Genomic DNA, 25382 nt, shown 5'->3' with positions numbered 1-25382 from the left:
CGGTTTCCTTTGTTGCGTGGATTCAGCTGGGCAGATGCGCCAGCACGTGAGTTGCCGAGGACACCTCGAACTGGCCGGGTTCCTCGACGAAGGTCTGGCGCACGACGCCGTCCTCGACATACAGCGCGAAGCGACGCGAGCGCAGGCCCATCCCGGAGCTGCTGGCATCCATCTCCAGGCCGAGCGCGCGGGTGAATTCGCCATTGCCGTCGGACAGCATCTGCAGGCCATCGGGCACGTGTTGGCTCTCGGCCCACGCCTTCATCACGAATGGATCGTTGACCGCCATGCAGAACACGTCGATACCACGATGGCGGAAATCGGCGAAGTGCTCGACGTAGCCGGGCAGATGCCGGGCCGAACAGGTGGGGGTGAACGCGCCGGGTACCCCGAACAGCACCGCGCGGCGGCCGTCGAACAGGGCATGGGTATCGAGGGTCTCCATGCCCTCGCGGATACGCTTGAGGGTGACTTCGGGAATGCGATCGCCTGCGTGGATGGTCATGCGGACTCCTTGGACGCGTCCAGCGTAGTGAGCGGGGTGGGATGGCGGCGTCAAAACGTTGAAAACCGCCGTTGCAGACCCATTTCAACGGCAGCGCGGTGGCGCAGGGGCCAGCATGGGCGCCCTGGGGCGTGGCCGCATTGCGCAGGATCATGCCGGGGCGTCACGGCACGGCCGGCGCCAGCCGCTAGAATTGTCGGGACGGTGTCCGCCGGCGCGGACGACCGAACTTATTCGAGGTGTATCGATGGAATTCAAGGATTACTACGCCACGCTCGGGGTGGAACCGAGTGCGGGCGATGCGGAAATCAAGACCGCCTACCGCCGGTTGGCGCGCAAGTACCATCCCGACGTCAGCAAGGAGGCCGGCGCGGAAGACAAGTTCAAGGCCGTCAACGAGGCCTATGAAGCGCTGCGCGACCCGCAGAAGCGCGCCGCCTACGATCAGCTCAAGGCGCAGGGCTACCGGCCCGGCGAGGAGTTCCATGCGCCGCCGAACTACGGTGGTGGCCAGGGCTTCGACTATGAGGAAGTGTTCGGCGGCGGTGCCGGCGGCGGTGGCTTCAGCGATTTCTTCGAAAGCCTGTTCGCGCGTCAGCGCGGCGGCGGTGGCGGCCGCGCCAGCGGCTTCGGCGGTGCCAGCCAGGGCCCGCAGCCCACGCGTGACACCCGCGCCAAGCTGTCCGTGCCGCTGGAAGCGGCCCACCAGGGCGACAGCCTGCGCATCAACGTCAACGGCAGGCAGCTGGATGTGCGCGTGCCCAAGGGCATCCGTCCGGGCCAGGTGATTCGCCTGGCCGGGCAGGGCACCGGCGGCGGCAACCTGCTGCTGGAAGTGGAGTACGCCGAGCACCCGCAGTTCGAGGTGGACGGCCGCAACATCCTGTACACCCTGCAGGTGACGCCGTGGCAGGCCGCGCTGGGCACCAGCATCAGCGTGCCCACGCTGGGCGGCTCGGTGGAATTGAAGGTGCCGGCCGAGTCCGATGCCGGGCGCAAGTTGCGCCTGCGGGGGCGCGGCCTGCCGGGCAATCCGGACGGCGATCAGATCGTCGAGCTGGAGATCGTGGCTCCGGCCCCGACCGAAGAGGCACAGAAGAAGGCCTACAAGGCGTTGGCCAAGGCGTTTGGCGAGAAGGCCTGATTGAAGGGTGTACCGACCAACGGTCGGTACCTACCGCGGTTGTGCACTGGCCAGCGGCAGGTACGCGCCGGCACGGTGCATCTGCGGCGGCCGAGGTAGGAGCCGCCCATTGGTCGGCTCCCCTCCGGGCGGCTCACCGCGCCGGCATCACGCCGCTGGCGGTTCCTGGTTGCTGAAGACCCGTTCCAGCACTTCGGACAGCTCGTCTTCGGAGAACGGCTTGGTGATGTAGGCCTTGGCACCTTGGCGCATGCCCCACATGCGGTCGGTGTCCTGGTCCTTGGTGGTCACCAGGATCACCGGAATGTGCTTGGTGGTGGCATCGCGCGCCAGTGTACGGGTGGCCTGGAAACCGTTGAGGTTTGGCATCACCACATCCATCAGCACCAGGTCGGGCAGCTGCGCCTTGGCGGCTTCCACGCCCGCCGCGCCATCGGTGGCGGTCAGGATCTCGTGCCCGAGCTTTTCGACGATCCGCTGTATCCCCAGCAGCTGCGACGGTGAATCGTCGACAATCAGAATGCGTGCCATGTTGTTCCCCATGTAATGCCCGCAGTGTAGTGCTGCGCGCACAAGGCCGGAAGCATCCGGCCTGCCGTCCGTCGCCTGCCTGCGACGCTCAGTCGATCCGCACCACGGTACGCCCGCGCGACCCGCCTTCCAGCATCGTGTCGAAGACCTCGTGTACCTGCTCCAGACCCACTTCGCGCGTGCAGATCGCGTCAAGGTGGCGCGGCTTCCATGCCCCGGAGAGCTTCTCCCAGACCTGCTCGCGCAACCCGCGCGGTGCCGCCGCCGACGACACGCCCAGCAGCGAGACGCCGCGCAGGATGAAGGGCATCACCGTCATCTCCAGCGCCGGGCTGGCGGCCAGGCCCGCGCTGACCACGCTGCCATAGGGCACGGTCTGGGCCAGCAGGCTGGCCAGCATCGGTCCGCCGGCATTGTCCAGGCCACCACCGAAGCGGGGGGATTCCATCGGCTTGGAGGTGGCCAGCACCTCGCGCGGCAGTACCTGGCGGGCGCCGATGGCGTGCAGGTAGTCGGCCTGGTCGGCCTTGCCGCTGATGGCGTGTACCTCGAAGCCGGCGCGGCTGAAGATGTCCACCGCCAGCGAGCCGACCCCGCCGGTGGCGCCGGTCACCGCCAAGGGACCCTGCGCGGGGGTGAGCCGGTTGTCGGTCATGCGCAGCAGCGCCAGCGCCGCGGTGAAGCCGGCGGTGCCCAGTACCATGGCCTCGCGCGGGCTCAACCCGGCCGGCTGGGCGATCACCGCGCTCGATTCCAGGCGCACGTACTGGCTGTAGCCGCCGTCGCGGGTCTCGCTGAGCCCGCAGCCGGTGGCCAGCACCGCATCGCCCTCGCGAAATGCCGGATCGGTCGAGGCGACCACCGTACCGGCCACATCGATCCCGCCCACCAGCGGGAAGCGGCGCAGGATCCGGCCCTTGCCCGTCCCGGCCAGCGCGTCCTTGTAGTTCACCGAGGACCACTGCGCGCGGATCACCACCTCGCCGGGGCTGAGCTGGTCCAGCCCCATCGCTTCGATGCCGCTGTGGTGGCCGCGGTCGTCGTGGTGGATGCGGAAGGCGTTGAACCGGGCGGGGATGGCCATGAAGATGCCTGACGGGGAGGGAGGCAACACCTTACCCGCTCCGGCCCGGCAGGCGTGGGGCAGGGGGGATGAATCGCGACCCGCTGCCGCTTGGCCCTTCCAATCCTGTCAATCCGCCCCATCTTGTAGAATCGAGCAGGATTTACGGTTGACGGTGCGGAATGACCCGCAGGCAACCTTTCACTGATGGAGCGTGCATGGCCTGGAATACACCCGGCGGCAACAAGGGCGGACAAGGTCCCGACGAGAATCGACGGGGTCCGTTTGGACCTCGCGGTAGCGGCAATGGCGGCGGTTGGGGCGGTTTCCCCGGGCCACTCAAGGACCTGTTCGATGGCGGCATCCTGCGTTGGGTGGGCGTTGCGGCGGTCCTGCTGCTGCTGTTCTCCAGCTTCCAGCTGATCGGCGAGCAGGAACGCGGCGTGGTGCTGCGCTTCGGCCAGTTCTCGCGGATCCTGCAGCCCGGCCCCAACTTCAAACTGCCGTGGCCGATCGAGTCGGTCAACAAGGTCAACGCCACCCAGATCAAGACCTTCAGCAGCCAGGTACCGGTGCTGACCCGCGACGAGAACATCGTCAACGTCTCGGTCAACGTGCAGTACCGCATCGACGATCCGCGCCTGTACCTGTTCGGCTCGGTCTCGGCCGACCAGGTGCTGGAGCAGTCGGCGCAGAGCGCGGTCCGCGAGCAGGTGGGGCGTGCCGACCTCAATGCAGTGCTCAACAACCGCGGCCCGCTGGCCGTGGTCGCCGAAGAGCGCCTGCAGGCCTCGCTGAAGGCCTACCGTACCGGCCTGTCGGTGACCGGGCTGACCCTGCCCGATGCGCGTCCGCCGGAGGAAGTGAAGCCGGCCTTCGACGAGGTCAACGGCGCCCAGCAGGTCAAGGAGCGCCTGATCAACGAAGCCCAGGCGTACGCGGCCAAGGTCGTGCCCGAAGCGCGTGGCCAGGCCTCGCGTGCGCGCACCACCGCCGAGGGGTACAAGCAGGCCGTGGTCTCCAAGGCCCAGGGTGATGCCGAGCGCTTCAGCCTGCTCCAGGTCCAGTACAAGGACGCCCCGGAAGTCACCCGCAAGCGCCTGTGGCTGGAAACGGTGGAGCAGGTGCTCGGCCAGAACCGCAAGATCATCGGCGGCGATGGCCGCCAGCTGATCTACGTGCCGATGCCGGCCGACACCCGTGGCGGTGCGGCCGCCCCGGCTGCCCCGCCCGTGACCCCGGAAGTGATGCTGCCGTCGCTGCCGGCCAGCACGCCGGTGGATGGCGTGCGCAACACCGAACGTCCGACCACCCGCCCCACCGGTCGTGAAGGAGTCAGCCGATGAAGAGTTCCCTTTGGATCGGGCTGGCCGTGGCCGCCCTGCTGGCCCTGCTGGGCTCGGTGTACGTGGTCCGCGAAGACCAGACCGCGATGGTGCTCAACCTGGGCAAGGTGGTGCGCGCGGACATCAAACCGGGCCTGCACTTCAAGGTGCCGCTGGTGGAAACGGTGCGGGTGTTCGACCGCCGCTTCCAGGTGCTCGACACCGCGCCGGCGCGTTACTTCACCGCCGAGCAGAAGGACGTCAGCGTCGACTTCTTCGCCATCGGGTACATCTCCGACGTGCGCGACTACTACCGTGCCACCGGCGGCGACGCCACCGTGGCCAATGCGCGCCTGGCCCCGATCATCACCGACTCGCTGCGCAACCAGATCAACTCGCGCACGTTGCAGCAGCTGGTGTCCGGTGACCGCAGCGAACTGATCGCCAACCAGCTGACCGGCATCAACAAGTCGGTCAAGGACCTGGGCATGCAGATCATCGACCTGCGCATCAAGCAGATCGACCTGCCCACCGACAGCCAGGTGATCAACGATGTGTACGAGCGCATGCGCGCCCAGCGCAAGCAGGAAGCGGCCAAGCTGCGCGCCGAGGGTGAGGAGCAGTCGCTGACCATCCGCGCCCAGGCCGACCGCGACAGCACCGTGATCGTGGCCGAAGCCGAGCGTGATGCCCAGCAGATGCGCGGTACCGGCGATGCCGAAGCGGCGCGGATCTACGGCAAGGCCGGTTCCGCCGACCCGTCGTTCTACGCCTTCTACCGCAGCCTGGAGGCCTACCGTGGCTCCATGGCCGACGGCAACGGCGTGATCGTGCTCGACAAGAACGACCCGTTCCTGCAGTACCTCAAGAGCGATCGCTGAGGTCGCAGGCGGTAGCAACCCACGGGGACCCGGTGCAGACCGGGTCCCCGTTTTATTTGGAGCGCCATGAACGACTTTTTCTCCGCCCTGTGCCTGGTCGCGATCCTGGAGGGCCTGTTCCTGTTCGCCGCCCCGTTGGCCTGGAAGCGCATGGCCGAACAGCTGCTGATGCTGCGCAGCGCCGGCTCCAGGCCATCCCGGGAGCCGGCCAGCGGCCGGCACTACCCAAGCGGCGGTTCTGACCGGCCGGTGAAGTCCGCCGGCCCCCGGGGTGGCAACCCCCACCGGAAACCCGGATAATGCACAAAAGCCGGACGGGCACTCTGTTTCAGAGTCACTCGTCCGGCTTTTTCCGTGTCTGGGTACCCCATTGCCGGCGCGCTCCCCGTTGGAGCCTGCCACCCCGTGATGGTCCGCGCCCGGCCATGGTCCCAAACCCGCGGCCCCGATGGCCGCACAAAAGCAAGGAGTTACCCGTCATGGGTCAGTCAGTTGTCGTGTTGGGTGCCCAGTGGGGCGATGAAGGCAAGGGCAAGATCGTCGATCTGCTCACCGAGGAAATCGGCGCCGTCGTGCGCTTCCAGGGCGGCCACAATGCCGGCCACACGCTTGTCATCAATGGCAAGAAGACCGTGCTGCACCTGATCCCGTCGGGCATCCTGCGTGCCGACGCGCTGTGCCTGATCGGCAACGGCGTGGTGATCTCCCCGGCCGCGCTGCAGAAGGAAATCGCCGAGCTGGAAACCTCCGGCGTGGAAGTGCGCTCGCGCCTGAAGATCTCCCCGGCCGCGCCGCTGATCATGCCGTACCACATCGCCCTGGACCAGGCGCGCGAACGCGCTGCCGGCGGCAAGGCGATCGGCACCACCGGCCGTGGCATCGGCCCGGCGTACGAAGACAAAGTGGCGCGTCGCGGCATCCGCATCGCCGACCTGCATTACCCGGCCCAGTTGGAAGAACTCCTGCGCACCGCGCTGGATTACCACAACTTCGTGCTGACCAATTACCTCAAGACCGACGCGGTCGACTTCCAGAAGACCTACGACGAAGCACTGGCCTTCGGCGAATACGTCGAGCCGATGAAGTCCGACGTCGCCGGCATCCTGCACGACCTGCGCAAGCAGGGTAAGCGCGTGCTGTTCGAAGGCGCCCAGGGTGCGCTGCTGGACATCGACCACGGCACCTACCCGTACGTCACCAGCTCCAACACCACCGTCGGCGGCGCACTGGCCGGTGCCGGCGTGGGCGCGGACGCGATCGACTACGTGCTGGGCATTGCCAAGGCCTACGCCACCCGCGTCGGCGGCGGTCCGTTCCCGACCGAACTGGACGATGAAGTCGGCCAGGGCATCCGCGACCGCGGTGCCGAGTACGGCGCCTCGACCGGCCGTCCGCGTCGCTGCGGCTGGATGGACATCGTCGCGCTCAAGCGCGCCGTGGCCATCAACGGCATCAGCGGCCTGTGCATCACCAAGCTGGACGTGCTCGACGGCATGGAAAAGCTGAAGGTCTGCATCGCCTACGAATACCGCGGCAAGCGCACCGAATACGCCCCGCTGGACGCGCAGGGCTGGGAAGAGTGCACCCCGGTGTACCTGGAGTTCCCGGGCTGGACCGAAAACACCCACGGCATCACCAACTGGGACGACCTGCCGCCGGCCGCCCGCGCCTATCTGCGCGCGCTGGAAGAGCTGGCCGGTTGCCCGGTCAGCATCGTCTCCACCGGCCCGGATCGCGACCACACCATGGTCCTGCAGGACCCGTTCGCCTGAGCCAGCGCCGGTGGTAGTGCCGAGCCATGCTCGGAAGCAGCGCCCACCGGACACGCCCGACGCAACATCCAGAAGCCCCGCGAAAGCGGGGCTTTTCGATGTTCCAGCGCCACGCGCCTGGAACCCGGACCGCTTGCAAATACCCAATATGGGTATTAACGTACCCAATATGGGTACAAAATCTCCCTCAAGTCGCCTGTCGTCCAACCGATCACCTGGCTTGGCCGACGCTCTTTTCACCCAGACCCAGCAACGCGTGCTGGGGATGTTGTTCGGACAGCCGCATCGCGCATTCGGGGTTTCGGAGCTGATTGCATCGATCGGCGCGGGATCCGGCGCGGTACAGCGGGAGTTGGCCAAGCTKGCTGCTGCCGGGCTGGTCAGCGTCAGGGCATCGGGTAACCAGAAGCGCTACCAGGCCAACGGCGAGGCACCGATCCATGACGAACTGGTGGCGATCGTGCAGAAGACCATCGGCCTGGCCGCACCGCTGCGCGAGGCATTGCTGCCGCTACAGGACAAGATCGCCGCCGCGTTCGTCTATGGCTCCATGGCCAAGCGCACCGATACCGCGCGCAGCGACATCGATCTGATGATCCTGTCCGATACCCTCGGCTATGCCGATGTGATGCAAGCGTTGGATGGGACCGAACTGAAGCTGGGTCGCCCCGTAAATCCGACCCTGTATTCAAGCGCTGAATTTACATCGCGGATTCACGATCAAAATTCCTTCTTGATGCGTGTGCTGGAGCAGCCCAAGATCTGGATCATTGGAGAACATGATGATCTCAGCGCTGCACAATCTGGCCGGACCGGGTAAATCACTCAGTGCCGAACCGCCTGATCGCCGGGAAATCGAAGGGTTGCAGCGATCAGGACTCGCCCGGTTGCACGACGCGCGTAACACATCGCTTTCTCTGGAGAGCCGCTTCGACCTGGCCTACAACGCGGCCCATGCGCTGTGCCTGAGCGCGCTGCGACAGCATGGCTTTCGCCCGGCGCAACGCTACATCGTCTTCCAGCTACTCCCGCATACGCTCGCCTTGGGGCCGGAGGTATGGCGTGTGCTGGACAAGTGCCATCAGCAGCGCAACATCGCCGAGTACGAGGGCGAACTGGACGTTAGTGGGCGCCTGATACTGGATTTGATCATCGCCTGCGACCAGGTGCGCCTGGCATTAGGATTGGACGGCTGACGGCGCGCGTGCCCATGGCCCGCTTGGCGTTGTACGCGCCAGCGACGCTCCCCAAATGTGAACCGCCGCCGTTCCGTTAAGGCTGTGTGATCAAGAACATGTCCGCGTGGGCCGATAACCCGGCACCCCCCACGTTTGGATGCAGTCATGGATTTGTTGAGGAACGTCAGCGTCGTCTGGCGTCTAGGTACGGGCTTTGGCCTGTTGTTGCTGCTGGTTGCGGCCGTGGTCGCCACCGGTGCCACCGGCAGCGCGGTGCAGAAGCACGCAATGCAGGAGGTGGTCGAGGTGGGCGTGGCCAAGGTGCGCCTGCTCTCGGAGATGCTCGACGCCAACAACCAGATGATGGTCGTACGCCGGGAGATGCTGATCCGCCAGGGCCAGGAGCGTGAGGCCGATGAGGCGCGCATCGCCGCGCTGGTCAAGCGTTACGAGGCCAGCTGGACCGCCTACCAGGCGCTGCCGAGCGATGCGCAGGGCAAGCAGATGGGCGCGGCCATTGCCGCCAGGCGCGCCACTGCGCGCCCGTTGAACAAGCAGACCAGCGAACTGATGGCGCAGGGCGACTTTCCCGGCGCGGTCGCGCTGACCCTGGGCCCGGTGCAGGAAGCGGCCAGCGGCTGGAACAAGGCGCTCGCCGATGGCGTCACGTATGAAGAAAAAGAAAGCCGCGAAGCCGCCGCCGAAGCGATCCGCCTGGGCGAGCGCACGTTGCTGCAGCTGCTGGTTCTGGGCGGCGTCGCGCTGCTGGTGGGCATTGCCGCCTCGATCCTGATCGGCCGCAGCCTGACCGGGCCGCTGGCGCGTGCGGTCCGGCTGGCCGACCAGATGGCCAAGGGCGAGCTGGAGCAGGATTTCCGCCTCGGCGGTCGTGATGAGCTGACCCTGCTCGGCAATGCGATGGGCAGCGTGCGCCAGAACGTGCAGGCCGCGATCACCGCCCAGCTGCAGATGGCACAGCAGCACGAAGCCGGTGCGATCAGCTACCGCATGGATGCCGACGCACTGCCGGGCGACTACGGCCGCATGCTGCGCGCCACCAATGAACTGGTCGGCTCGCACGTGGCCGTGCAGTCGCACATGGTCGATGTGATGGCCGACTATGCCGTCGGCGACCTCAGTCGCGACCTGGACAGCTACCCCGGCGAGAAGGCGCTGCTGACCCGCACCATGGCCACGGTCAAGGCCAGCCTGATGGCGATCAACCAGCAGATCGACACGCTCGCCAGCGCCGCGCGTGCCGGCGATTTCTCGGTGCGCGGTGATGAGGCTGCGTTCCAGTTCCAGTTCCGCGCGATGGTCGCCAACCTCAACGGGATGATGGCCAGTTCGCAGTCGAGCATCGCCGACCTGTCACAGGTGCTGCGTGCCATCTCCACCGGTGACCTGACCTCGCGCATGAGCGGTCATTACGAAGGCGTGTTCGCGCAGATGCGCGACGATGCCAACGTGACCGCCGCGCAGCTGACCGGCATCGTCCAGCAGATCCAGGGCGCGGCCGGCAGCATCAACGACGCCGCGCAGGAACTGGCCGCCGGCCACAACGATCTGTCGCGCCGCACCGAACAGCAGGCGGCCAACCTGGAAGAGGCGGCCGCCTCGATGGAAGAGCTGACCTCCACCGTGCGCCAGAACGCCGAACTGGCCAACCAGGCCGACCACGAAGCGCACGCGGCCGGTGCCGCGGTACGTGCCACCGAGCAGGCGATCGCGCAGATGGCCAAGGTCATGAGCGAGATCGACACCTCCTCGGCGCGCATCGGCGAGATCTCCTCGGTGATCGATGGCATCGCCTTCCAGACCAACATCCTGGCCTTGAATGCGGCGGTCGAAGCGGCGCGCGCCGGCGAGAACGGTCGCGGTTTCGCCGTGGTCGCCAGCGAAGTGCGCACGCTCGCACAGCGTGCCGGCACTGCCGCCAAGGAGATCAAGGACCTGATCGACGCATCCAGCGAGAAGGTCAAGACCGGCCTGAGCGTCACCGTGGAATCCGAGGCGGCGATCGCGCGCCTCACCCAGGCCAGCTCGCGCACCAATCAGTTGATGAGCGACATCGCCGCGGCCACCAAGGAACAGGCGGCCGGCATCGAGCAGGTCAACCAGGTGGTGGTGCAGATGGACCAGGTGACCCAGCAGAACGCGGCACTGGTCGAAGAAGCCACCGCGGCCAGCCGCGCGCTGGAACAGCAGGCACATGCGTTGATCGAATCGGTGGCGGTGTTCAAGCTGGAGCAGGGCAGTGCGCTGGGCGTGGCGGTGCGGCGCGCGGCCTGATCGACTGATGGAGGGATGCGGCGGCAGGACGCCGCTGCATCCGGATCACAGGTCGCCTCCGCGGCGAACGCGTGGCGGCGGAACTGGCCCGACGCCGACGCGGGGCCTCAGCGATCCCGTACCTCGAAGGTGGACTGCAACGGCAGCTCGACGTTGCGGTTGATGTCCTTGACCTTCATCCGCACGGTCCAGACGCCCGGCGGATCACCGGCTTCGACCCGCATTTTCACCACCATGCCCGTCATGTACACCAGGGTCGGATCGGTGTGCAGCCGGGTTTTGAAGCAGGGCGTCTGCGGGTGCTGCGCGTCGTAGCTGCCGTCGGGACGCTGGATTTCAACACCGCAGACGACGTTGGTGTCGCCCTTCGCGTCCAGCATCGGATTGGACAGCAGGGTGAGCACGTACAGTTCGCCCCCCAGGCCGACGCTGTCGGCACCGCGCAGCGAAGGGGTGTGCTCCGGTGGCGTTTCCCACTTCTGCTGCCAGTCGGCATCGTCGGTGATCACCAGCGACGCGGCGAAGCCGCCTTCGGAACGGGCCGCCTCGGTCTGCGGCACCGGTGTGCCATCGGCGTCGCGCCAGCCGCTCTGGGCCATCGCGGTTGCAGGTAACAACACGGCCAGCATGGCCAGTAGCGAAGCGCTGCGCATGATCGTTCCTTGAATCGCCGCGTCCTGCGGCGTGAGGCGAGTATCGCCGATGCATCATGGAAGGCGTCAATCCTGTGTGGATCATCGACCGCCGATGCCCTCGAGAATCGGCCGACCCGCAACCGCGGCGGCTTGCCGGGCGGTCGCGTACACCCCGGGCCCCGACTTCCGCACCGCCGCGATTTCGGCGATGCTCTGCGCTCACCAGGGGGGACGCATGGAAAGCAGGGATCAGGGTGACATCCACGGCGACGTGCCGGCCATCGCGCACCTGGGGGCCGGCCAGCCGACGGTACCGGCCGAGACGGCGCCCACCGACTGGTCGGTCCTGCCGGTGGTGCAGGGCAATGAAGATTCGGTGGTGATGGTGCTGTGGCGGCTGCTGCGCCAGGAACCGGCGTTGATCGTGAGCGCCGGTTACGTGCTGCTGTCGCTGCTCGGGCTGTGGTCGAGCTACTTCTTCTACCTGCGCTTCCAGCTCTCCATCCTGGACTACCTGCAGATCAGCGACTTCCTGGTGGCCGGCCTGCGCGATCCGGCCTATGCGGGGATCCTGGCCGGCGGCATCGCGCTGGCCATCGTGGCTGGCTGGCCGGACACCGTGCGTCGGCGCAACCCGGCCAAGGTGGAGGCGCTGCGCGCACGGCACTGGGGATGGCGGATGCTGTTCTCGCAGTCACCGCTGACCAGCTGGGACATCTCCGGGCTGCGGCCGCTGACCGGCCTGTGCATCGCAGTGGCCTGCTTCATGGCGCTGGGCGCGGCCATCTACTCCATGAACAAGGCCGAGAACATCCGCGACGCGGGGCAGGGCAGCAAGGTCATGGTGCACCTGGCGGGCGACAGCGCGCCGCTGGCCGGTGATGCACGGCTGCTGGGCAGCAGCAGCGCGTTCGTGTTCCTGTGGTGGCCGCAACAGCACCGCGCAGAAGCGGTGCCGATTTCGGCAATCAAGCGGATGCAGTCGGTGGTGGTGCCGGTGCGGGCCAAGGCACCGCCGGCGGGCAAATCGGCGCCCGCGTCGCGCTGAGCACGATCCCGGCGGGGCAGGCCAAGGCGGCCCTGCAACAGACGCGGCAGCGCGATGCTGCCGCATCCCTTTGTCGCTTCAGCGGGCGGAGTTTTTCGCAGGCGTCCGCGTGGTGGTCCTGCGCGCGGTTTTCGTTGCGACCTTTTTTGTCGACGTGCTGGCCACCGTCTTCTTTGTGGCGGCTTTGCTGGTGGCTTTGCGCGCGGGGGCCTTCTTCGCCGCTGTCTTTTTCACGGCCGATTTCTTCGCCGTCTTGCCGGCAGCTGTCTTCTTCGCGGCCGTCTTCGTTGTGGCCGACGTCGTCGCAGTCTTCTTCGTTGCCTTCGTTGCCTTCTTTGCCGCCGTCTTCGTCGTCGTCTTCTTCGCTGATGTCGTCGTAGTTTTCTTCGCCGACGTCGATGCCTTTTTCGCTACGCTTCTGCCGGCGGCGGTCCTCTTCACCGCCACCTTTTTCGCCACCTTCGAGGCGGTCGACGTCTTGGCTGCCTTCCGAGTCGCTGTCTTCGCAGACGACGTCGTGGGCGCCTTTTTGACCGGCGCACGCTTCTTGCCACCCCCATCCTGCTTGTTGACGGTGGCCCAGGCGATGCGCTCGGCCGCGTCCTCGCCGCGGCCATGTTCCTTCTCGCTTTCTTCGATGTGCTCGGCCTGGCGCTTCTGCTTGTCGGTGTAGCTGGATTTGTCACCACGCGGCATGGGGATGTCTCCTGTGGGGATGGAAGAGAATCAAGCCAGCGTGCGCACCTTCGGCTCCCGCGCCCACTGCCGCGTCGCCGCCGCCGCAAGGAAGCCCTTGGCGTCCTCGGCTTCCACCACGCCCGCATCGTTGCCCACGCGCGCGGCCTTGAGCAGCGCCTGCGCGCCCTCATCGGCGGCAATCGCCTTCAGGTGGGCCCAGGCGTCGGCCACGAAATCCACCGCTGCCGATTCCTTCTGCAGGCGCTTGGCCGCCTCGTTGCTGAGCACCACGGCCACCGCATCGAACACCACCGACGGCGTACCGGCGAGCTGCCCATCTGCGGCAAGCACCTTGCCGTCGCTGAGTTTGCCGCCGCCGATCTTCGGCGCGACCAGCTTGACCTTGGCACCGGCCTTGTCGGCAGCCTTGCGCAGGTTGCTGATCAAGCCTGCATCGGAGCCCTCGTCGAACAGGATGCCGATGCAGCGGCCCTTGAGCAGGTCCTTGGTGCGGCCGATCACGCGCACTTCCTGCGCCTTCGGGAAATCCTGTGCAGGCGTGGCCGTCGGCGCAGGCTCGGGCAGGGCCGGCATCGCAAGTCCCGCGGCCACGCGCTTGGCCAGCGACTCGTCGATGTTGCGCAGGTGGCTCACCGTGCGCTCGCGCACCTTGACCGTTTCCACCTTGGACAGCTCAAACACCAGCGCCGACGCCAGATGCGCCTGCTCGGGTGCTTCCAGGCTGCGGAAGAACATGCGCGCCTGGCTGTAGTGATCGGCGAAGCTCTCGGCCCGCACGCGCCCCTTCACCCCGTCATCGGGCGCGGTGGCGTGGCTGGGGAAACCATCGACCACTTCGCGCGGGCTGTCATCCTGCAGCGAACTCGGATCGTAGGCGACGCGCCCCTTCGGGATGCCCATCTGCATGTGCCCATCGCGCTGATGGTTGGCGAACGGGCACTTGGGCGCATTGACCGGGATCTGGTGGAAGTTGGGCCCGCCCAGGCGACTGAGCTGGGTATCCAGGTAGGAGAACAGGCGCCCCTGCAGCAGCGGATCGTTGCTGAAGTCGATGCCCGGCGGCACGTTGGCGGGGCAGTAGGCCACCTGCTCGGTCTCGGCGAAGAAGTTGTCCGGCCAGCGGTCCAGCACCATCCGCCCGATCACCGTCAGCGGCACCAGCGACTCGGGAATGATCTTGGTCGGGTCCAGGTGATCGAACGGGAAAGCCTCGGCGTCTGCCTCGCTGAACAGCTGCACCGCCAGCTCCCATTCGGGGAAGTCGCCGGCGGTGATCGCTTCGAACAGGTCGCGACGGTGGAAGTCATTGTCGGCACCCTGCAGCTTGACCGCCTCGTCCCACACCGTGGACTGGATGCCCAGCTTCGGCCGCCAATGGAATTTGACGAAGGTCGATTCGCCTTCCTCGTTGAGCAGGCGGAAGCTGTGGATGCCGAAGCCCTCGATCATCCGCAGCGAGCGCGGAATCGCGCGGTCGCTCATCGCCCACATGATCATGTGCATCGACTCGGGCATCAGCGAGATGAAATCCCAGAAGGTGTCATGCGCGCTGGCCGCCTGCGGGAAGGCGCGGTCCGGTTCCATCTTCACCGCGTGGATCAGGTCGGGGAACTTGATCGCATCCTGGATGAAGAACACCGGGATGTTGTTGCCCACCAGATCCCAGTTGCCTTCGCGGGTGTAGAACTTGACGGCGAAGCCGCGCACATCGCGCGGGGTATCCACGGATCCGGCACCGCCGGCCACGGTCGAGAAACGGGTGAACACCGGCGTACGCACGCCAACCTCGGTGAGCACGCGCGCGCGGGTGAATTCCTGCAGCGAACGAGTCAGTTCGAAGTAGCCGTGCGCGGCACTGCCACGGGCGTGCACGATGCGCTCGGGGATGCGCTCATGGTCGAAGTGGGTGATCTTCTCGCGCAGGATGAAGTCTTCCAGCAGCGTGGGCCCACGCGGGGTGGCGCGCAGCGAGTTCTGGTTGTCGCCGACCGGGATGCCCTGGTTGGTGGTCAGCGCGGGATGGCCGCCACCGGCGTGCTGGTGCAGTTCGTCGCCTTCGCCACGGCTGTCGGCGGGAGGAGGGGTGTTCTTGGTGCGGGGCTTGCTGGCGGCCATGGGTGGCTCCGGGCTGGCGGGAAGGCAATGCCCAACACTGGCGCGGCCGCCGTTAATCGCCGGTGCTCAATTCGGGCGCTGCATGCACCCGCGCTTCACATGCGGCGTTGGGTGGGCGCGGCAGGGCGCGTATCCTTGGCGGCGTGTCCTCCTGCCGCCCGCCCTCGCATGCGCGTTGAACCTGCCGACATCGAAGCCCTGTTCGATGCGATCCCCGACGTGCTGTTCTTCATGAAGGACCGCGACGGGCGCTATACGCACATCAACCAGACCATGCTGCGCCGGCTCGGGCTGAAGTCGCGCAAGGAGGTGATCGGGCGTACCGCCGCGGAGATCTACCCGACCGGGCTGGGCGCCGACTACGCCACCCAGGACGAGCAGGTCCTGGCCGGCAAGGTGATCGAAAACCTGATGGAGCTGCATCTGTTCGCCAACCGCGAGCCGGGTTGGTGCCTGACCTGCAAGCGCCCGCTGCTGGTGGACGGGCAGATCAGGGGCCTGATCGGCATCTCGCGCGACCTGGGTCAGAAAGACAGCCTGGGCACCCAGTACGAGCAGCTGCGGCTGGCGCTGGCGCATCTGAACGCGCATTACGCCGAGAACGTGCGCATGCAGACCCTGCTGGACATCACCGGGTTCTCGCTGTCCAAACTGGAGCGTACCTTCCGCAAGGTGTTCCAGATGACCCCACAGCAGGTGCTGACCCGCCTGCGCATCCAGATGGCGGTGCACCTGCTGCACGGGCCGGACAGCATCGCCAGCATCGGCCAGGCCTGCGGCTTCACCGACCAGAGCGCGTTCACCCGCAAGTTCAAGGCCGAGGTCGGGGTGTCCCCGCGCGGCTACCGGGCGCAGATCGGCGAGCGCGCCGAAACCTGAGCCGGGGCGGGCCTTGTGGCCTATCCCGCCGGCCGGCTGGACAGGGTATCGTGTCGCACCTGTTGCCCGCCTGCGATTCCGATGCCCGCATCCCAGACTCCGACGCCTGCCGCCGCGCCTGCCGACACCCGACTGGGCCACGCGCTCAAACCCCGCCAGCTGATCATGATGGGCCTGGGCAGCGCCATCGGCGCCGGCCTGTTCCTGGGGTCGGGCGTGGGCGTGCAGGCCGCCGGCCCGGCGGTGCTGATGTCTTATCTGGTCGCCGGTGCGCTGGTGATCATCGTGATGAACGCGCTCGGCGAAATGGCCGCGGCCAAGCCGACCAGCGGCGCGTTTTCGGTGTACGCCGCCGATGCCATGGGCGCCACCGCCGGGGCCACGGTGGGCTGGCTGTGGTGGGTGCAGTTGGTCATTGTCATCGCGGCCGAGGCGGTGGGTGCGGCCGGTTTGCTGGCCACCGTCTGGCCGGCGGTGCCGGTGCCGATGGCCGCGCTGGCCTTCATGCTGTTCTTCACCGCGATCAACCTGCTCGGGGTAAAGAACTTCGGTGAGTTCGAATTCTGGTTCGCGATCCTCAAGGTGGTGGCGATCGTCGCCTTCATCCTGATCGGCATCGCGCTGCTGCTGGGCTGGCTGCCGGACGTCGCCTCGCCGGGCCTGTCCAACTTCACCGGGCATGGCGGCTTCGCGCCCAAGGGGCTGGCTGGCGTGGGCGCGGCGCTGCTGGTGGTGGTGTTCGCTTTCGGGGGCACCGAGATCGTGGCGGTGGCCGCAGCGGAAACCGAAGACCCCGAGCGCAGCATCGCGCGGGCCATCCGTACCGTGGCCTGGCGCATCCTGGTGTTCTACATCGGCTCGCTGAGCGTGATCATCGCCGTGGTGCCGTGGACCAGCGAGGCGCTGAAGTCGCCGTTCGCCGCGGTGCTGCAGGTGGCCAACATCCCCGGTGCGGCCACGGCGATCACGCTGATCGCGGTGATCGCGCTGCTGTCGGCGCTCAATGCCAACCTCTATGGCGCCTCACGCATGATGTATTCGCTGGCCCAGCGCCAGGAGGCACCGGCCGTGCTCGGCTGGGCCGACCCGCGCCAGGTGCCGATCATCGCGGTGCTGGCCAGCGTGCTGTTCGGCTTTGCCGCCACCGTGATGGAGCTGCTGTTTCCGGACAGGGTGCTGCCGGTGCTGCTCAACATCGTGGGGTCCACCTGCCTGCTGGTGTGGACGATCTCGCTGCTGTCGCAGCTGATCCTGCGGCATCGCGCCAATCGCGATGGCACCCGCCTGCCGTTCCGCATGGCCGGCTACCCCTATCTGACCGTGATCGGCCTGGGCGTGCTGGCGCTGATCTTCGGCCTGCTGCTGTCCGAATCGCACACCCGCCTGCAGTTCCTGTCGATGGCCGCGCTGACCGCGGTGATCGCGATCAGCAGCGAAGTGGCGCGGCGCGTGCGCGCCAGCCGTCAGGCCGATTGATCGATTGACCGGTTGACCGGTTGACCGATTGACCGATTGACCGATTGACCGGTAGTGCCGGCCGCTGGCCGGCTCCCACGGATGCCGATCGGCATGGTGCAGAGCCGGCCAGCGGCCGGCACTACCGGGGTGAATGGGAGCCGGCCAGCGGCCGGCACTACCGGGAGGCATCACGCGTCTTGGGGGAGCCGGCTCACGGCCAGCAACCGCCAACAAAAACGGCCCGCTTGCGCGGGCCGTTCTTCGTTGCATCCGGGCAGGGAGGCTTATACCTCCACGCCCTCGTCTTCCTTGTACGCATCCACCGGGATGCAGGCGCACATCACGTTCTTGTCGCCGTACACGTTGTCCACGCGCGCCACCGGCGGCCAGTACTTCTGCTGGCGCAGGCTGGCCAGCGGGAAGGCCGCCAGTTCGCGCGGGTAGGCGTGCGACCACTCGCTGGCCGAGACCGCCGTGGCGGTGTGCGGGGCGTGCTTGAGCGGGTTGTCCTCGCGGTCCAGGCGGCCGTCTTCGATGGCGGCGATTTCCTCGCGGATCTGGATCATCGCGTTGATGAAGCGGTCCAGCTCGTGCAGCGATTCGCTCTCGGTCGGTTCCACCATCAGCGTGCCGGCGACCGGGAAGCTCAGCGTCGGGGCGTGGAAGCCGAAGTCGATGAGGCGCTTGGCCACGTCCTCAGCGCCGATGCCGGAGGTCTTCTCCAGCGGACGCACGTCCAGGATGCACTCATGTGCCACCAGGCCATTGCGGCCGGTGTACAGGGTCTTGAAGTGCGGGGCCAGGCGCTTGGCGATGTAGTTGGCGTTGAGCAGCGCGACCTGGGTGGCCTTGCGCAGGCCGGCGGTGCCCATCAGGGTGATGTACATCCAGCTGATCGGCAGGATCGAGGCGCTGCCGAAGCTGGCCGCGCTGACCATGCCGACATCGCCTTCGCCGCCCAGCACCTTGGGCAGGAACGGCGCCAGGTGCGACTTGACCGCACACGGGCCCACGCCCGGGCCGCCGCCGCCGTGCGGGATGCAGAAGGTCTTGTGCAGGTTCAGGTGCGACACGTCCGAGCCCCACTTGCCGGGCTTGGCCACGCCGACCAGGGCGTTCATGTTGGCGCCGTCGGTGTACACCTGGCCGCCGTGCTTGTGCACGATTTCGCAGATCTCCACCACCTCTTCCTCGAACACGCCGTGCGTGGACGGGTAGGTGATCATCAGCGCGGCCAGGCGGTCGCTGTACTTCTCCGCGTTGACGCGGATGTCGTCCAGATCGACGTTGCCGTTGGCATCGGTCTTGGTCACCACGACCTTCATGCCGCACATCTGTGCCGAGGCCGGGTTGGTGCCGTGCGCCGAATCCGGGATCAGGCAGACGTCGCGATGGCCCTCACCGCGCGAGCGGTGGTAGGCGCGGATCGCCAGCAGGCCGGCGTACTCGCCCTGCGCGCCGGAGTTCGGCTGCAGGCTGACCGCGTCGTAGCCGGTGCATTCCACCAGCATCGCTTCCAGTCCGTCGATCAGTTCCTTGTAACCGGTGGCCTGGTCGGCCGGGGCCAGCGGATGGATGTTGGCGAACTCCGGCCAGGTCACCGGGATCATCTCGGCGGTGGCGTTGAGCTTCATGGTGCAGCTGCCCAGCGGGATCATGGTGCGATCCATCGCCAGGTCCTTGTCCGCCAGCGAACGCAGGTAACGCAGCAGTTCGTGTTCGCTGTGGTGGGTGTTGAACACCGGGTGGGTCAGGAAGTCGCTGGTGCGCACCAGGCCGGCCGGCAACGCATCGGCGGTGGCCGCGTCCAGCGCGTCCACATCGACCGTGGCACCGAACAGCTGGCCGAGCGCGACGATGTCGGCGCGGGTCGCGGTTTCATCCAGGCTGATGCCGACCGCATCGCTGTCGATCGCACGCAGGTTGATGCGTGCGGCCGCGGCCTTGGCGTGGATCGCCTTGGCGTCGACGTCCTTGACGTGCAGGGTGTCGAAGAAATGCTCGCCCACATTGACGCCGGCAGCGCGCAGTGCGCTGGCCAGGATCGCGGCCAGGCGATGGGTGCGGCGGGCGATGCGGGTCAGACCTTCCGGGCCGTGGTACACGGCATACATCGAGGCCATCACCGCCAGCAGCACCTGCGCGGTGCAGATGTTGGAAGTGGCCTTCTCACGGCGGATATGCTGCTCGCGCGTCTGCAGGGTCAGGCGGTAGGCGGCATTGCCCTGCGCGTCCACCGAGACGCCGATCAGGCGGCCCGGCATCGAGCGCTTGTAGGCGTCGCGGCAGGCCATGAAGGCGGCATGCGGGCCACCGAAACCAAACGGCACGCCGAAACGCTGCGAGTTGCCGACCACGATGTCCGCGCCCCATTCGCCGGGGGCGGCGATCAGGGTCAGCGCGAGCAGGTCGGTCGCCACCGCGACCAGGCCGCCACGGGCGTGCACGGCATCGGCCAGCGCCTTGTAGTCGCCGATATGGCCGAAGGTGTCCGGGTACTGCAGCAGCACCCCATAGGCTTCGGCCTCCATCGCCTCGGCCGGGGTGCCCACGCGCAGCACGATGCCCATCGGCTCGGCGCGGGTGCGCAGCAGTTCCAGCGTCTGCGGGTGCACGGCGTCGTGCACGAAGAAGGTGTCGGACTTGGACTTGGCCGAACGCTTGGCCAGGGTCATCGCTTCAGCGGCGGCGGTGGCTTCATCCAGCAGCGAGGCGTTGGCGATCTCCATGCCGGTCAGGTCGGCGCACAGGGTCTGGAAGTTGATTAGCGCTTCCATGCGGCCCTGCGAAATCTCGGCCTGGTACGGGGTGTAGGCGGTGTACCACGCCGGGTTTTCCAGCACGTTGCGCAGGATGACGTTCGGGGTCAGCGTGCCGTAGTAGCCCTGGCCGATGAAGGTGCGGAACACCTGGTTCTTGTCGGCGATGGCGCGGATCTTGGCCAGTGCCTGCACTTCGGTCAGCGACTCGGGCAGGTCCAGCGGGGCCGGCGACTTGATTCCGGCCGGGACGATCGCATCGGTCAGCGCGTCCAGCGAGGCGTGGCCGACCACGTCGAGCATCTGCGCGATTTCAGCGTCGTTGGGGCCGATGTGGCGTTCGACGAACGCGTGGCTGTGTTCAAGCTCGCGCAGGGAAGGAGTGTTCTGGGACATGGCTGGCATCTCGAAGAGTGGGCACGCACGTTCGGAAGGCAGCCGGGGCCAGGGCGTGTCGCGGGCGACAGCGATCCACCGGACCTTGCGGTCTTCCTGGGTGCCCCTCTGTCCTTTTGCCTGAGAGTTTAAAAGCGCGCATCTGCGTGCTTCGTGCCCCTTCGGCGCCGGCAATGGGCCGGTCTCTCCAGAGTTTTGGTACGGGTGGTATCGGGCCTGAGCGATTACGGGCGTTGCGCCTTCGGCAGCGGGTGTCCGCTTCTCCCACCATGGTGCCCGCCAATTATAGCCCAGCGGCTTTCTCTGCTGCGTCCCCATGGCACATGAATACGGGGTGGTATGGGCGCCCCTCTCGGGCCTCCGGCGATGGTGCCCGGCGGTACAAAGGCCTATCATCATCGGACCCTCGTATTCATCTGGTGCCGCCCGTTCCGGGCTTGCGCCCGCCGTGCAGTGCGCACGGCCCAGACGGAAGACCGCATGACGCCCGCCTCACCCTCGACCCGCCGCCTTGCCCTGCTGCTCGCAGGCCTGGCGATGTTCGGTCCGTTCTCGATCGATACCATTTTCCCGGCCTTCCTGCTGCTCGGCGACCGCATGCAGGTCGACCAGGTGGCCGTGCAGCAGACCATCAGCGTGTACCTGCTGTTCTACGGCCTGATGAGCCTGGCGCACGGCCCGTTGTCCGATGCGTTCGGACGCAAGCGGGTGATCATCGGCGGGCTGGTGCTGTTCATCGGCGCCTCGATCGGCTGCGCGCTGTCGCGCGACATGACCACGCTGCTGGTGTTCCGTGCGCTGCAGGGCGTCACCGCCGGGGTCGGGGTGATCGTCGGCCGCGCAGTGATCCGCGATCTGTACCACGGTGCCGACGCGCAGCGTCTGATGAGCCAGGTGTCGATGATCTTCGGCGTCGCCCCGGCCATCGCGCCGATCATCGGCGGCTGGATCCTGCTCGGCGGCGGCGACTGGCCGCTGATCTTCTGGTTCCTGGTGCTGTTCGGCGTGGTGCTGCTGCTGGCCACCGGCAAATGGCTGCCGGAAACCCACCCGGTCCAAGCGCGCACGCCGCTGTCGATGCGCGAACTGCTGCGCAGCTATGTGCGGATGGGCTCCAACCCGCGCCTGCTGCGCCTGGCCGCGGCAGGCGCGTTCAATTTCTCCGGCATCTTCCTGTACATCGCCTCGGCACCGGTGTTTGTGATGCAACACCTCAAGCTGGGCGAGGGCGGCTTTGCCTGGTTGTTCATCCCCACCATCGGCGGCATGACCGTGGGCTCGTTCCTGTCCGGCCGCATGGCCGGGCGGATCGTGGCGCAGCGGCAGATCGCGATCGGGTTTGCGTTGTGCGCCGTCTCGGCGCTGCTGAACGTCGGCTACGTGGTATCGGTACCGCAGATCGCGCTGCCGTGGGCGGTGATGCCGATTTTCCTGGGCGGCGTCGGCATGGCCTTGATCTTCCCGATCCTGGCGCTCGCCGTGCTGGACATGTACCCGCATCAGCGCGGCCTGGCCTCCTCGATGCAGATGTTCATCCAGCTGATGATCAACACCGTGGTGGCCGGCGTGGTTTCGCCGATGCTCAGCAGCAGCCCGCTGCACCTGGCCTTGGGCTACGCGGGCTTCTTCGCCATCGGTGGCAGCTTCTGGTACTGGGAGCGGCACTGCGAGCGCCGCCGTGACGTGCTGACGCCGATCGAATAAGCGCACGCGCACGCTACGATGGCGGGCGACGCGGGCGTGGCCGGCGTGGTGCTGGCGATCCGGCGGCACCTGGTCAGGGCTGCGGCATCGATCGGCAGGCCATCACCGTCATGGGCTATCGGCGCCACGGCAAGGTGCGGGACCGAGCCGGGCGGCGGCCCTCAACGGGCCCGGCCGGGCCCGTGCGGTATCCTTTGCGCTTTGATGCAGTCCGGACGTTCCAGATGTCGACCACCTCCAAACTGCGCCGCGACATCCGCCGGCGCCGCGAAACCCAGGCTGCCAACCGCGAGCAGGCCGCCACCCCGCCGGTGGAGCCGCATGCCGAGCTGCGTGACCAGCAGCGCACGCTGCTGGCCGGCATCGTCCGCCGCGACGGCGAGTGGGTACTGGGCATGGATGGCCGCATCGCCGGCCAGACCCCGAGCGCGGCGCGCGTGCTGGCGCTGATCATGCAGGCCGCCGAACTGCACGAGCGTCAGGGCACGCCGGTACGCCTGGTCTACTCGGACGCCCTGAAGGATGCCGCGCATGCCGAAGCAACGGCCGACGGCAAGGATTTCGAGCAGTTCAAGGTGGAACTTGCCGCCAGCCTGAAGCGTCCTGCGCATTCCTGAGCGCGGCGTTCGGATCCCCGCGGCCTCGTCATTCCCACAATGCAACCGTTCATCCGGGTAGAGCCACGCCATGCGTGGCTGCCTTTCGCACCGACGCCGATAGCACCCGACGCGCGCTGCGCGTTTGCCGAGCCTGGCTCGGCACTACCGACCACAAAAAAAGCCGGCCCATGGGCCGGCTTTTTCGTTCATCGACGTGCGCGGACGGTCAGCGTGCCACAGGGGCTGCCGTTGCCGGCGTGGCCGCCGCGGTGGCGCCCGGGGCCTGCCAGCCACACATCTGGCCCTGATTCTGCTGCTTGAGCCACTCGTTGACCGGGGTGAAGTACTCGATCATCGGGCCGGCATCGAGCTTGTCGCCGCCGGTGATCTCGCGCAGCGTGGCCTGCCACGGCTGGCTGGCACCCTTGCTCAGCATCGCCCAGAACTTCTGCCCGGCTTCCTTGTTGCCGTAGAAGCTGCACTGGTGCAGCGGGCCCTTGTAGCCGGAGGCATCGCACAGGCCCTTGTAGAACTGGAACTGCAGGATGCGTGCCAGGAAGTAACGGGTATACGGGGTGTTGCCCGGGACATGGTACTTGGCACCGGCGTCGAAGAACTCCTCACCACGTGCGCTGGCCGGCGCTACGCCCTGGTACTTGGCCTTCAGGTCCCACCACGCCTGGTTGTAATGGTCCGGCGTGATCGAGCCATCGAACACCCCCCAGCGCCAGCGGTCGATCATCAGGCCGAACGGCAGGAACGACACGCCGCTCAGGGCCATGCGCATCTGCGCGTTGATGGTCGCCTCGCGGCTTTCCTGCGGGGTGTCGACCAGGCCGATCGAGTTGAGGTACTGCGGCGTCATCGCCAGCACGATGGTGTCGCCGATCGCCTCGTGGAAGCCATCGTTGGCACCGCCCTGGAACAACGGCGGCAGCGGGTTGTAGGCCAGGTCGTAATAGATGTGGCCCAGCTCGTGGTAGATCGTGGTGAAGTTCTCTTCGTTGGGCTTGATGCACATCTTGGTGCGCACATCGCCCTCCATGTTCATGTCCCACGCGCTGGCGTGGCAGACCACGTCGCGGTCCAGCGGCTTGATGAACTGGGTCTTGTCCCAGTACGACTTCGGCAGTGCCGGCATGCCCAGCGAGACGTAGAAGTCCTGCGCACGTTCGGTCATCTGCTTGGCGGTGCGCAGTTCGGCCTCACGCTGGGCCTTGTACAGCGCCTCCACGTTCGCACCGCTGCCGGCCTTGGCCAGCGCGCCGCTCAGGTTGGCCTGGTACTGCTTTTCCAGCGCGGCGGTGATGTCCAGGCTGCCGGCGCCCGGGTACGGTTCCAGCTGGTCCCACAGGTTGGACCAGTCCTGCTGCCACATGTTGCCTAGCAGGTGGGCGGCGATCATGCCGCCCCCGGTCTCGGCCTTGTCCTTGCCGTAGGTGGCATCGAGCTTGCTACGTGCGTAGCAGTGCAGCTGCTCGTACATCGGCTTGACCTGTTCCCACAGGCGGTCGGTTTCCGGGCCGATCTGCTCCGGTAGCATGTCATAGCCGCTGCGCCACATCTGGCCGGCATCGGCGAAGCCCATTTCCTTGGCGCCTTCGTTGACCAGGCCGACGAAGCGCTGGTAGTCGGCCCGCATCGGCTTGGTGGTGGCGTGCCAGCCCTGCCAGGCGTCGAGCTGCTTGTCGTAGTCGCGGCTGCGCGCAAGGACCTGTTCCAGGTCGCCGAGCTGGCGGCAGCTCTGCGGGTTGGCGTCGTCGGTGCAGTATTTGCCCGAGCCGTAGGCGCCTTCCATGCGGCTGGCGATGCGGGTGAGCTCGGACAGCTTGGCCGGGTCGCGCGGGGCAGGCATGGAGGTCATGAGCTTGAGCAGGTGGATCTGGCGCTTGGTGTCTTCGCTCATGGGCTGGCCGTCGTACCTGGCGGCCTGGGTGATCCAGCCGTTGAGGACGGTGAGCCAGCGCTCGTTGGCCTTGGCCGCCACGCGTTCGGAATCTTCGTTGATGTAGGTCGAAGACAGCCACTGCGCGGAGGTCATTTCCGGGTACATGGCCTTGTACTCGGCGTTGACGCGGGCAATGAACTGGTCGGCGGTCTCGCCCGGCTTGGCGCTGGTCGCCGCGGGGGCGTCAGCCGGGGTGGGTTCCTTCTGGCAGGCCGCCAGGGTCAGTGCGGCAGCGCCGACAGCCAGGGCCAGCAGGAGCGGGCGGTGGTTCACGGGGACATCCTTGGGTGGTGACAGACCGGCGAAGGCTAGTGAAGCACCGGTCGCACCGCAAGGGGCAGGGCAGCACGTTCCCGGTCGACCGGGTAGCGTCAACGTCGACGGCGTGGCGTCCGTATTACGGGGTGCGGGTCGGTGCGCATGGAGAAACAACGGCGCAAGACCAACTCGC

General features: G+C 67.1%; 21 protein-coding genes and 1 riboswitch. Of the genes, 14 read left to right on the top strand and 7 right to left on the bottom strand.

All coding sequences use genetic code 11. From position 1 onward, the window contains the following. Positions 1–22 precede the first annotated feature (22 nt). Positions 23–505: a peroxiredoxin gene (locus AC1DR7_RS13765; RefSeq protein ID WP_457320405.1), complete on the bottom strand. Its 483-nt coding sequence runs from the start codon at positions 503–505 to the stop codon at positions 23–25. A gap of 247 nt (positions 506–752) precedes the next feature. Here AC1DR7_RS13765 and AC1DR7_RS13760 point away from each other — a divergent pair, with 247 nt between their 5' ends. Then, on the top strand, positions 753–1649 hold the full coding sequence (locus AC1DR7_RS13760; RefSeq protein WP_457320403.1) for a DnaJ C-terminal domain-containing protein: 897 nt from the start codon (positions 753–755) through the stop codon (positions 1647–1649). A 147-nt stretch (positions 1650–1796) separates the two neighbouring features. On the opposite strand, the gene pilH is transcribed toward AC1DR7_RS13760, so the two are convergent. Then, positions 1797–2180, bottom strand: coding sequence for a twitching motility response regulator PilH (gene pilH, locus AC1DR7_RS13755; RefSeq protein WP_256775788.1), 384 nt, complete (start codon positions 2178–2180; stop codon positions 1797–1799). Positions 2181–2268: 88 nt separating this feature from the next. After that, positions 2269–3264: a YhdH/YhfP family quinone oxidoreductase gene (locus AC1DR7_RS13750; protein ID WP_457321855.1), complete on the bottom strand. Its 996-nt coding sequence runs from the start codon at positions 3262–3264 to the stop codon at positions 2269–2271. Positions 3265–3461: 197 nt separating this feature from the next. Between AC1DR7_RS13750 and hflK the strand changes: the two genes are divergently transcribed. From hflK to AC1DR7_RS13715, 7 genes are all read left to right on the top strand, one after another. Further along, positions 3462–4589 carry an FtsH protease activity modulator HflK gene (gene hflK / locus AC1DR7_RS13745; protein WP_256775786.1) on the top strand — a complete coding sequence of 376 codons (1128 nt, stop codon included), beginning with the start codon at positions 3462–3464 and terminating at the stop codon, positions 4587–4589. Continuing rightward, positions 4586–5449 carry a protease modulator HflC gene (gene hflC, locus AC1DR7_RS13740; protein WP_256775785.1) on the top strand — a complete coding sequence of 288 codons (864 nt, stop codon included), beginning with the start codon at positions 4586–4588 and terminating at the stop codon, positions 5447–5449. Before hflK ends, hflC begins: the two co-directional genes overlap by 4 nt. A 66-nt stretch (positions 5450–5515) precedes the next feature. Beyond that, positions 5516–5749 carry a DUF2065 domain-containing protein gene (locus AC1DR7_RS13735; RefSeq protein WP_478076520.1) on the top strand — a complete coding sequence of 78 codons (234 nt, stop codon included), beginning with the start codon at positions 5516–5518 and terminating at the stop codon, positions 5747–5749. 179 nt (positions 5750–5928) lie between these two features. After that, a complete protein-coding gene (locus AC1DR7_RS13730) occupies positions 5929–7221 on the top strand; it encodes an adenylosuccinate synthase (protein WP_038686937.1) in 1293 nt (430 codons plus the stop codon). 220 nt (positions 7222–7441) lie between these two features. Next, entirely contained in the window at positions 7442–8041 is a 600-nt protein-coding gene (locus tag AC1DR7_RS13725) for a transcriptional regulator (protein WP_457318944.1), read from the top strand. Further along, the gene (locus AC1DR7_RS13720; protein ID WP_478051611.1) at positions 8004–8417 is read left to right on the top strand and encodes a hypothetical protein; all 414 of its coding nucleotides are present in this window, start codon (positions 8004–8006) and stop codon (positions 8415–8417) included. Before AC1DR7_RS13725 ends, AC1DR7_RS13720 begins: the two co-directional genes overlap by 38 nt. A gap of 147 nt (positions 8418–8564) precedes the next feature. Continuing rightward, complete coding sequence (locus tag AC1DR7_RS13715) at positions 8565–10691, top strand: methyl-accepting chemotaxis protein (RefSeq protein ID WP_457318942.1); 2127 nt, start codon at positions 8565–8567, stop codon at positions 10689–10691. A gap of 107 nt (positions 10692–10798) precedes the next feature. Here the strand turns inward: AC1DR7_RS13715 and AC1DR7_RS13710 are convergent, their stop codons facing one another. Then, positions 10799–11344 carry a hypothetical protein gene (locus AC1DR7_RS13710; RefSeq protein ID WP_256775780.1) on the bottom strand — a complete coding sequence of 182 codons (546 nt, stop codon included), beginning with the start codon at positions 11342–11344 and terminating at the stop codon, positions 10799–10801. 217 nt (positions 11345–11561) lie between these two features. On the opposite strand from AC1DR7_RS13710, the gene AC1DR7_RS13705 reads away from it, so the two are divergent. Both AC1DR7_RS13705 and AC1DR7_RS13700 read left to right on the top strand, forming a co-directional pair. Beyond that, on the top strand, positions 11562–12374 hold the full coding sequence (locus AC1DR7_RS13705; protein WP_478051610.1) for a hypothetical protein: 813 nt from the start codon (positions 11562–11564) through the stop codon (positions 12372–12374). Positions 12375–12483: 109 nt separating this feature from the next. Further along, on the top strand, positions 12484–13047 hold the full coding sequence (locus AC1DR7_RS13700) for a hypothetical protein (RefSeq protein ID WP_457318939.1): 564 nt from the start codon (positions 12484–12486) through the stop codon (positions 13045–13047). Positions 13048–13100: 53 nt separating this feature from the next. Here the strand turns inward: AC1DR7_RS13700 and AC1DR7_RS13695 are convergent, their stop codons facing one another. Further along, positions 13101–15188, bottom strand: a complete 2088-nt coding sequence (locus tag AC1DR7_RS13695) for a catalase (protein ID WP_457318938.1) — start codon at positions 15186–15188, stop codon at positions 13101–13103. 168 nt (positions 15189–15356) lie between these two features. On the opposite strand from AC1DR7_RS13695, the gene AC1DR7_RS13690 reads away from it, so the two are divergent. Together AC1DR7_RS13690 and AC1DR7_RS13685 are read left to right on the top strand one after the other, a co-directional pair. Further along, the gene (locus AC1DR7_RS13690; RefSeq protein ID WP_256775776.1) at positions 15357–16067 is read left to right on the top strand and encodes an AraC family transcriptional regulator; all 711 of its coding nucleotides are present in this window, start codon (positions 15357–15359) and stop codon (positions 16065–16067) included. An 81-nt stretch (positions 16068–16148) separates the two neighbouring features. Further along, entirely contained in the window at positions 16149–17543 is a 1395-nt protein-coding gene (locus AC1DR7_RS13685; RefSeq protein WP_457318936.1) for an amino acid permease, read from the top strand. A gap of 266 nt (positions 17544–17809) precedes the next feature. On the opposite strand, the gene gcvP is transcribed toward AC1DR7_RS13685, so the two are convergent. Then, positions 17810–20680: an aminomethyl-transferring glycine dehydrogenase gene (gcvP, locus tag AC1DR7_RS13680; protein WP_457319914.1), complete on the bottom strand. Its 2871-nt coding sequence runs from the start codon at positions 20678–20680 to the stop codon at positions 17810–17812. A 98-nt stretch (positions 20681–20778) separates the two neighbouring features. Further along, positions 20779–20881: riboswitch (glycine riboswitch) on the bottom strand. A 279-nt stretch (positions 20882–21160) separates the two neighbouring features. Between gcvP and AC1DR7_RS13675 the strand changes: the two genes are divergently transcribed. After that, on the top strand, positions 21161–22384 hold the full coding sequence (locus AC1DR7_RS13675; protein WP_457319912.1) for a multidrug effflux MFS transporter: 1224 nt from the start codon (positions 21161–21163) through the stop codon (positions 22382–22384). A 224-nt stretch (positions 22385–22608) separates the two neighbouring features. Continuing rightward, entirely contained in the window at positions 22609–23001 is a 393-nt protein-coding gene (locus tag AC1DR7_RS13670) for a hypothetical protein (protein WP_312239255.1), read from the top strand. A 208-nt stretch (positions 23002–23209) separates the two neighbouring features. On the opposite strand, the gene AC1DR7_RS13665 is transcribed toward AC1DR7_RS13670, so the two are convergent. After that, complete coding sequence (locus tag AC1DR7_RS13665; RefSeq protein ID WP_478052093.1) at positions 23210–25204, bottom strand: M2 family metallopeptidase; 1995 nt, start codon at positions 25202–25204, stop codon at positions 23210–23212. Between the last annotated feature and the right edge of the window lie 178 nt (positions 25205–25382).

Source organism: Stenotrophomonas sp. P5_A9, assembly GCF_056400525.1.
Note: the sequence above shows the minus strand (reverse complement) of the source record. Positions and strands in the feature narration are given on the sequence as shown.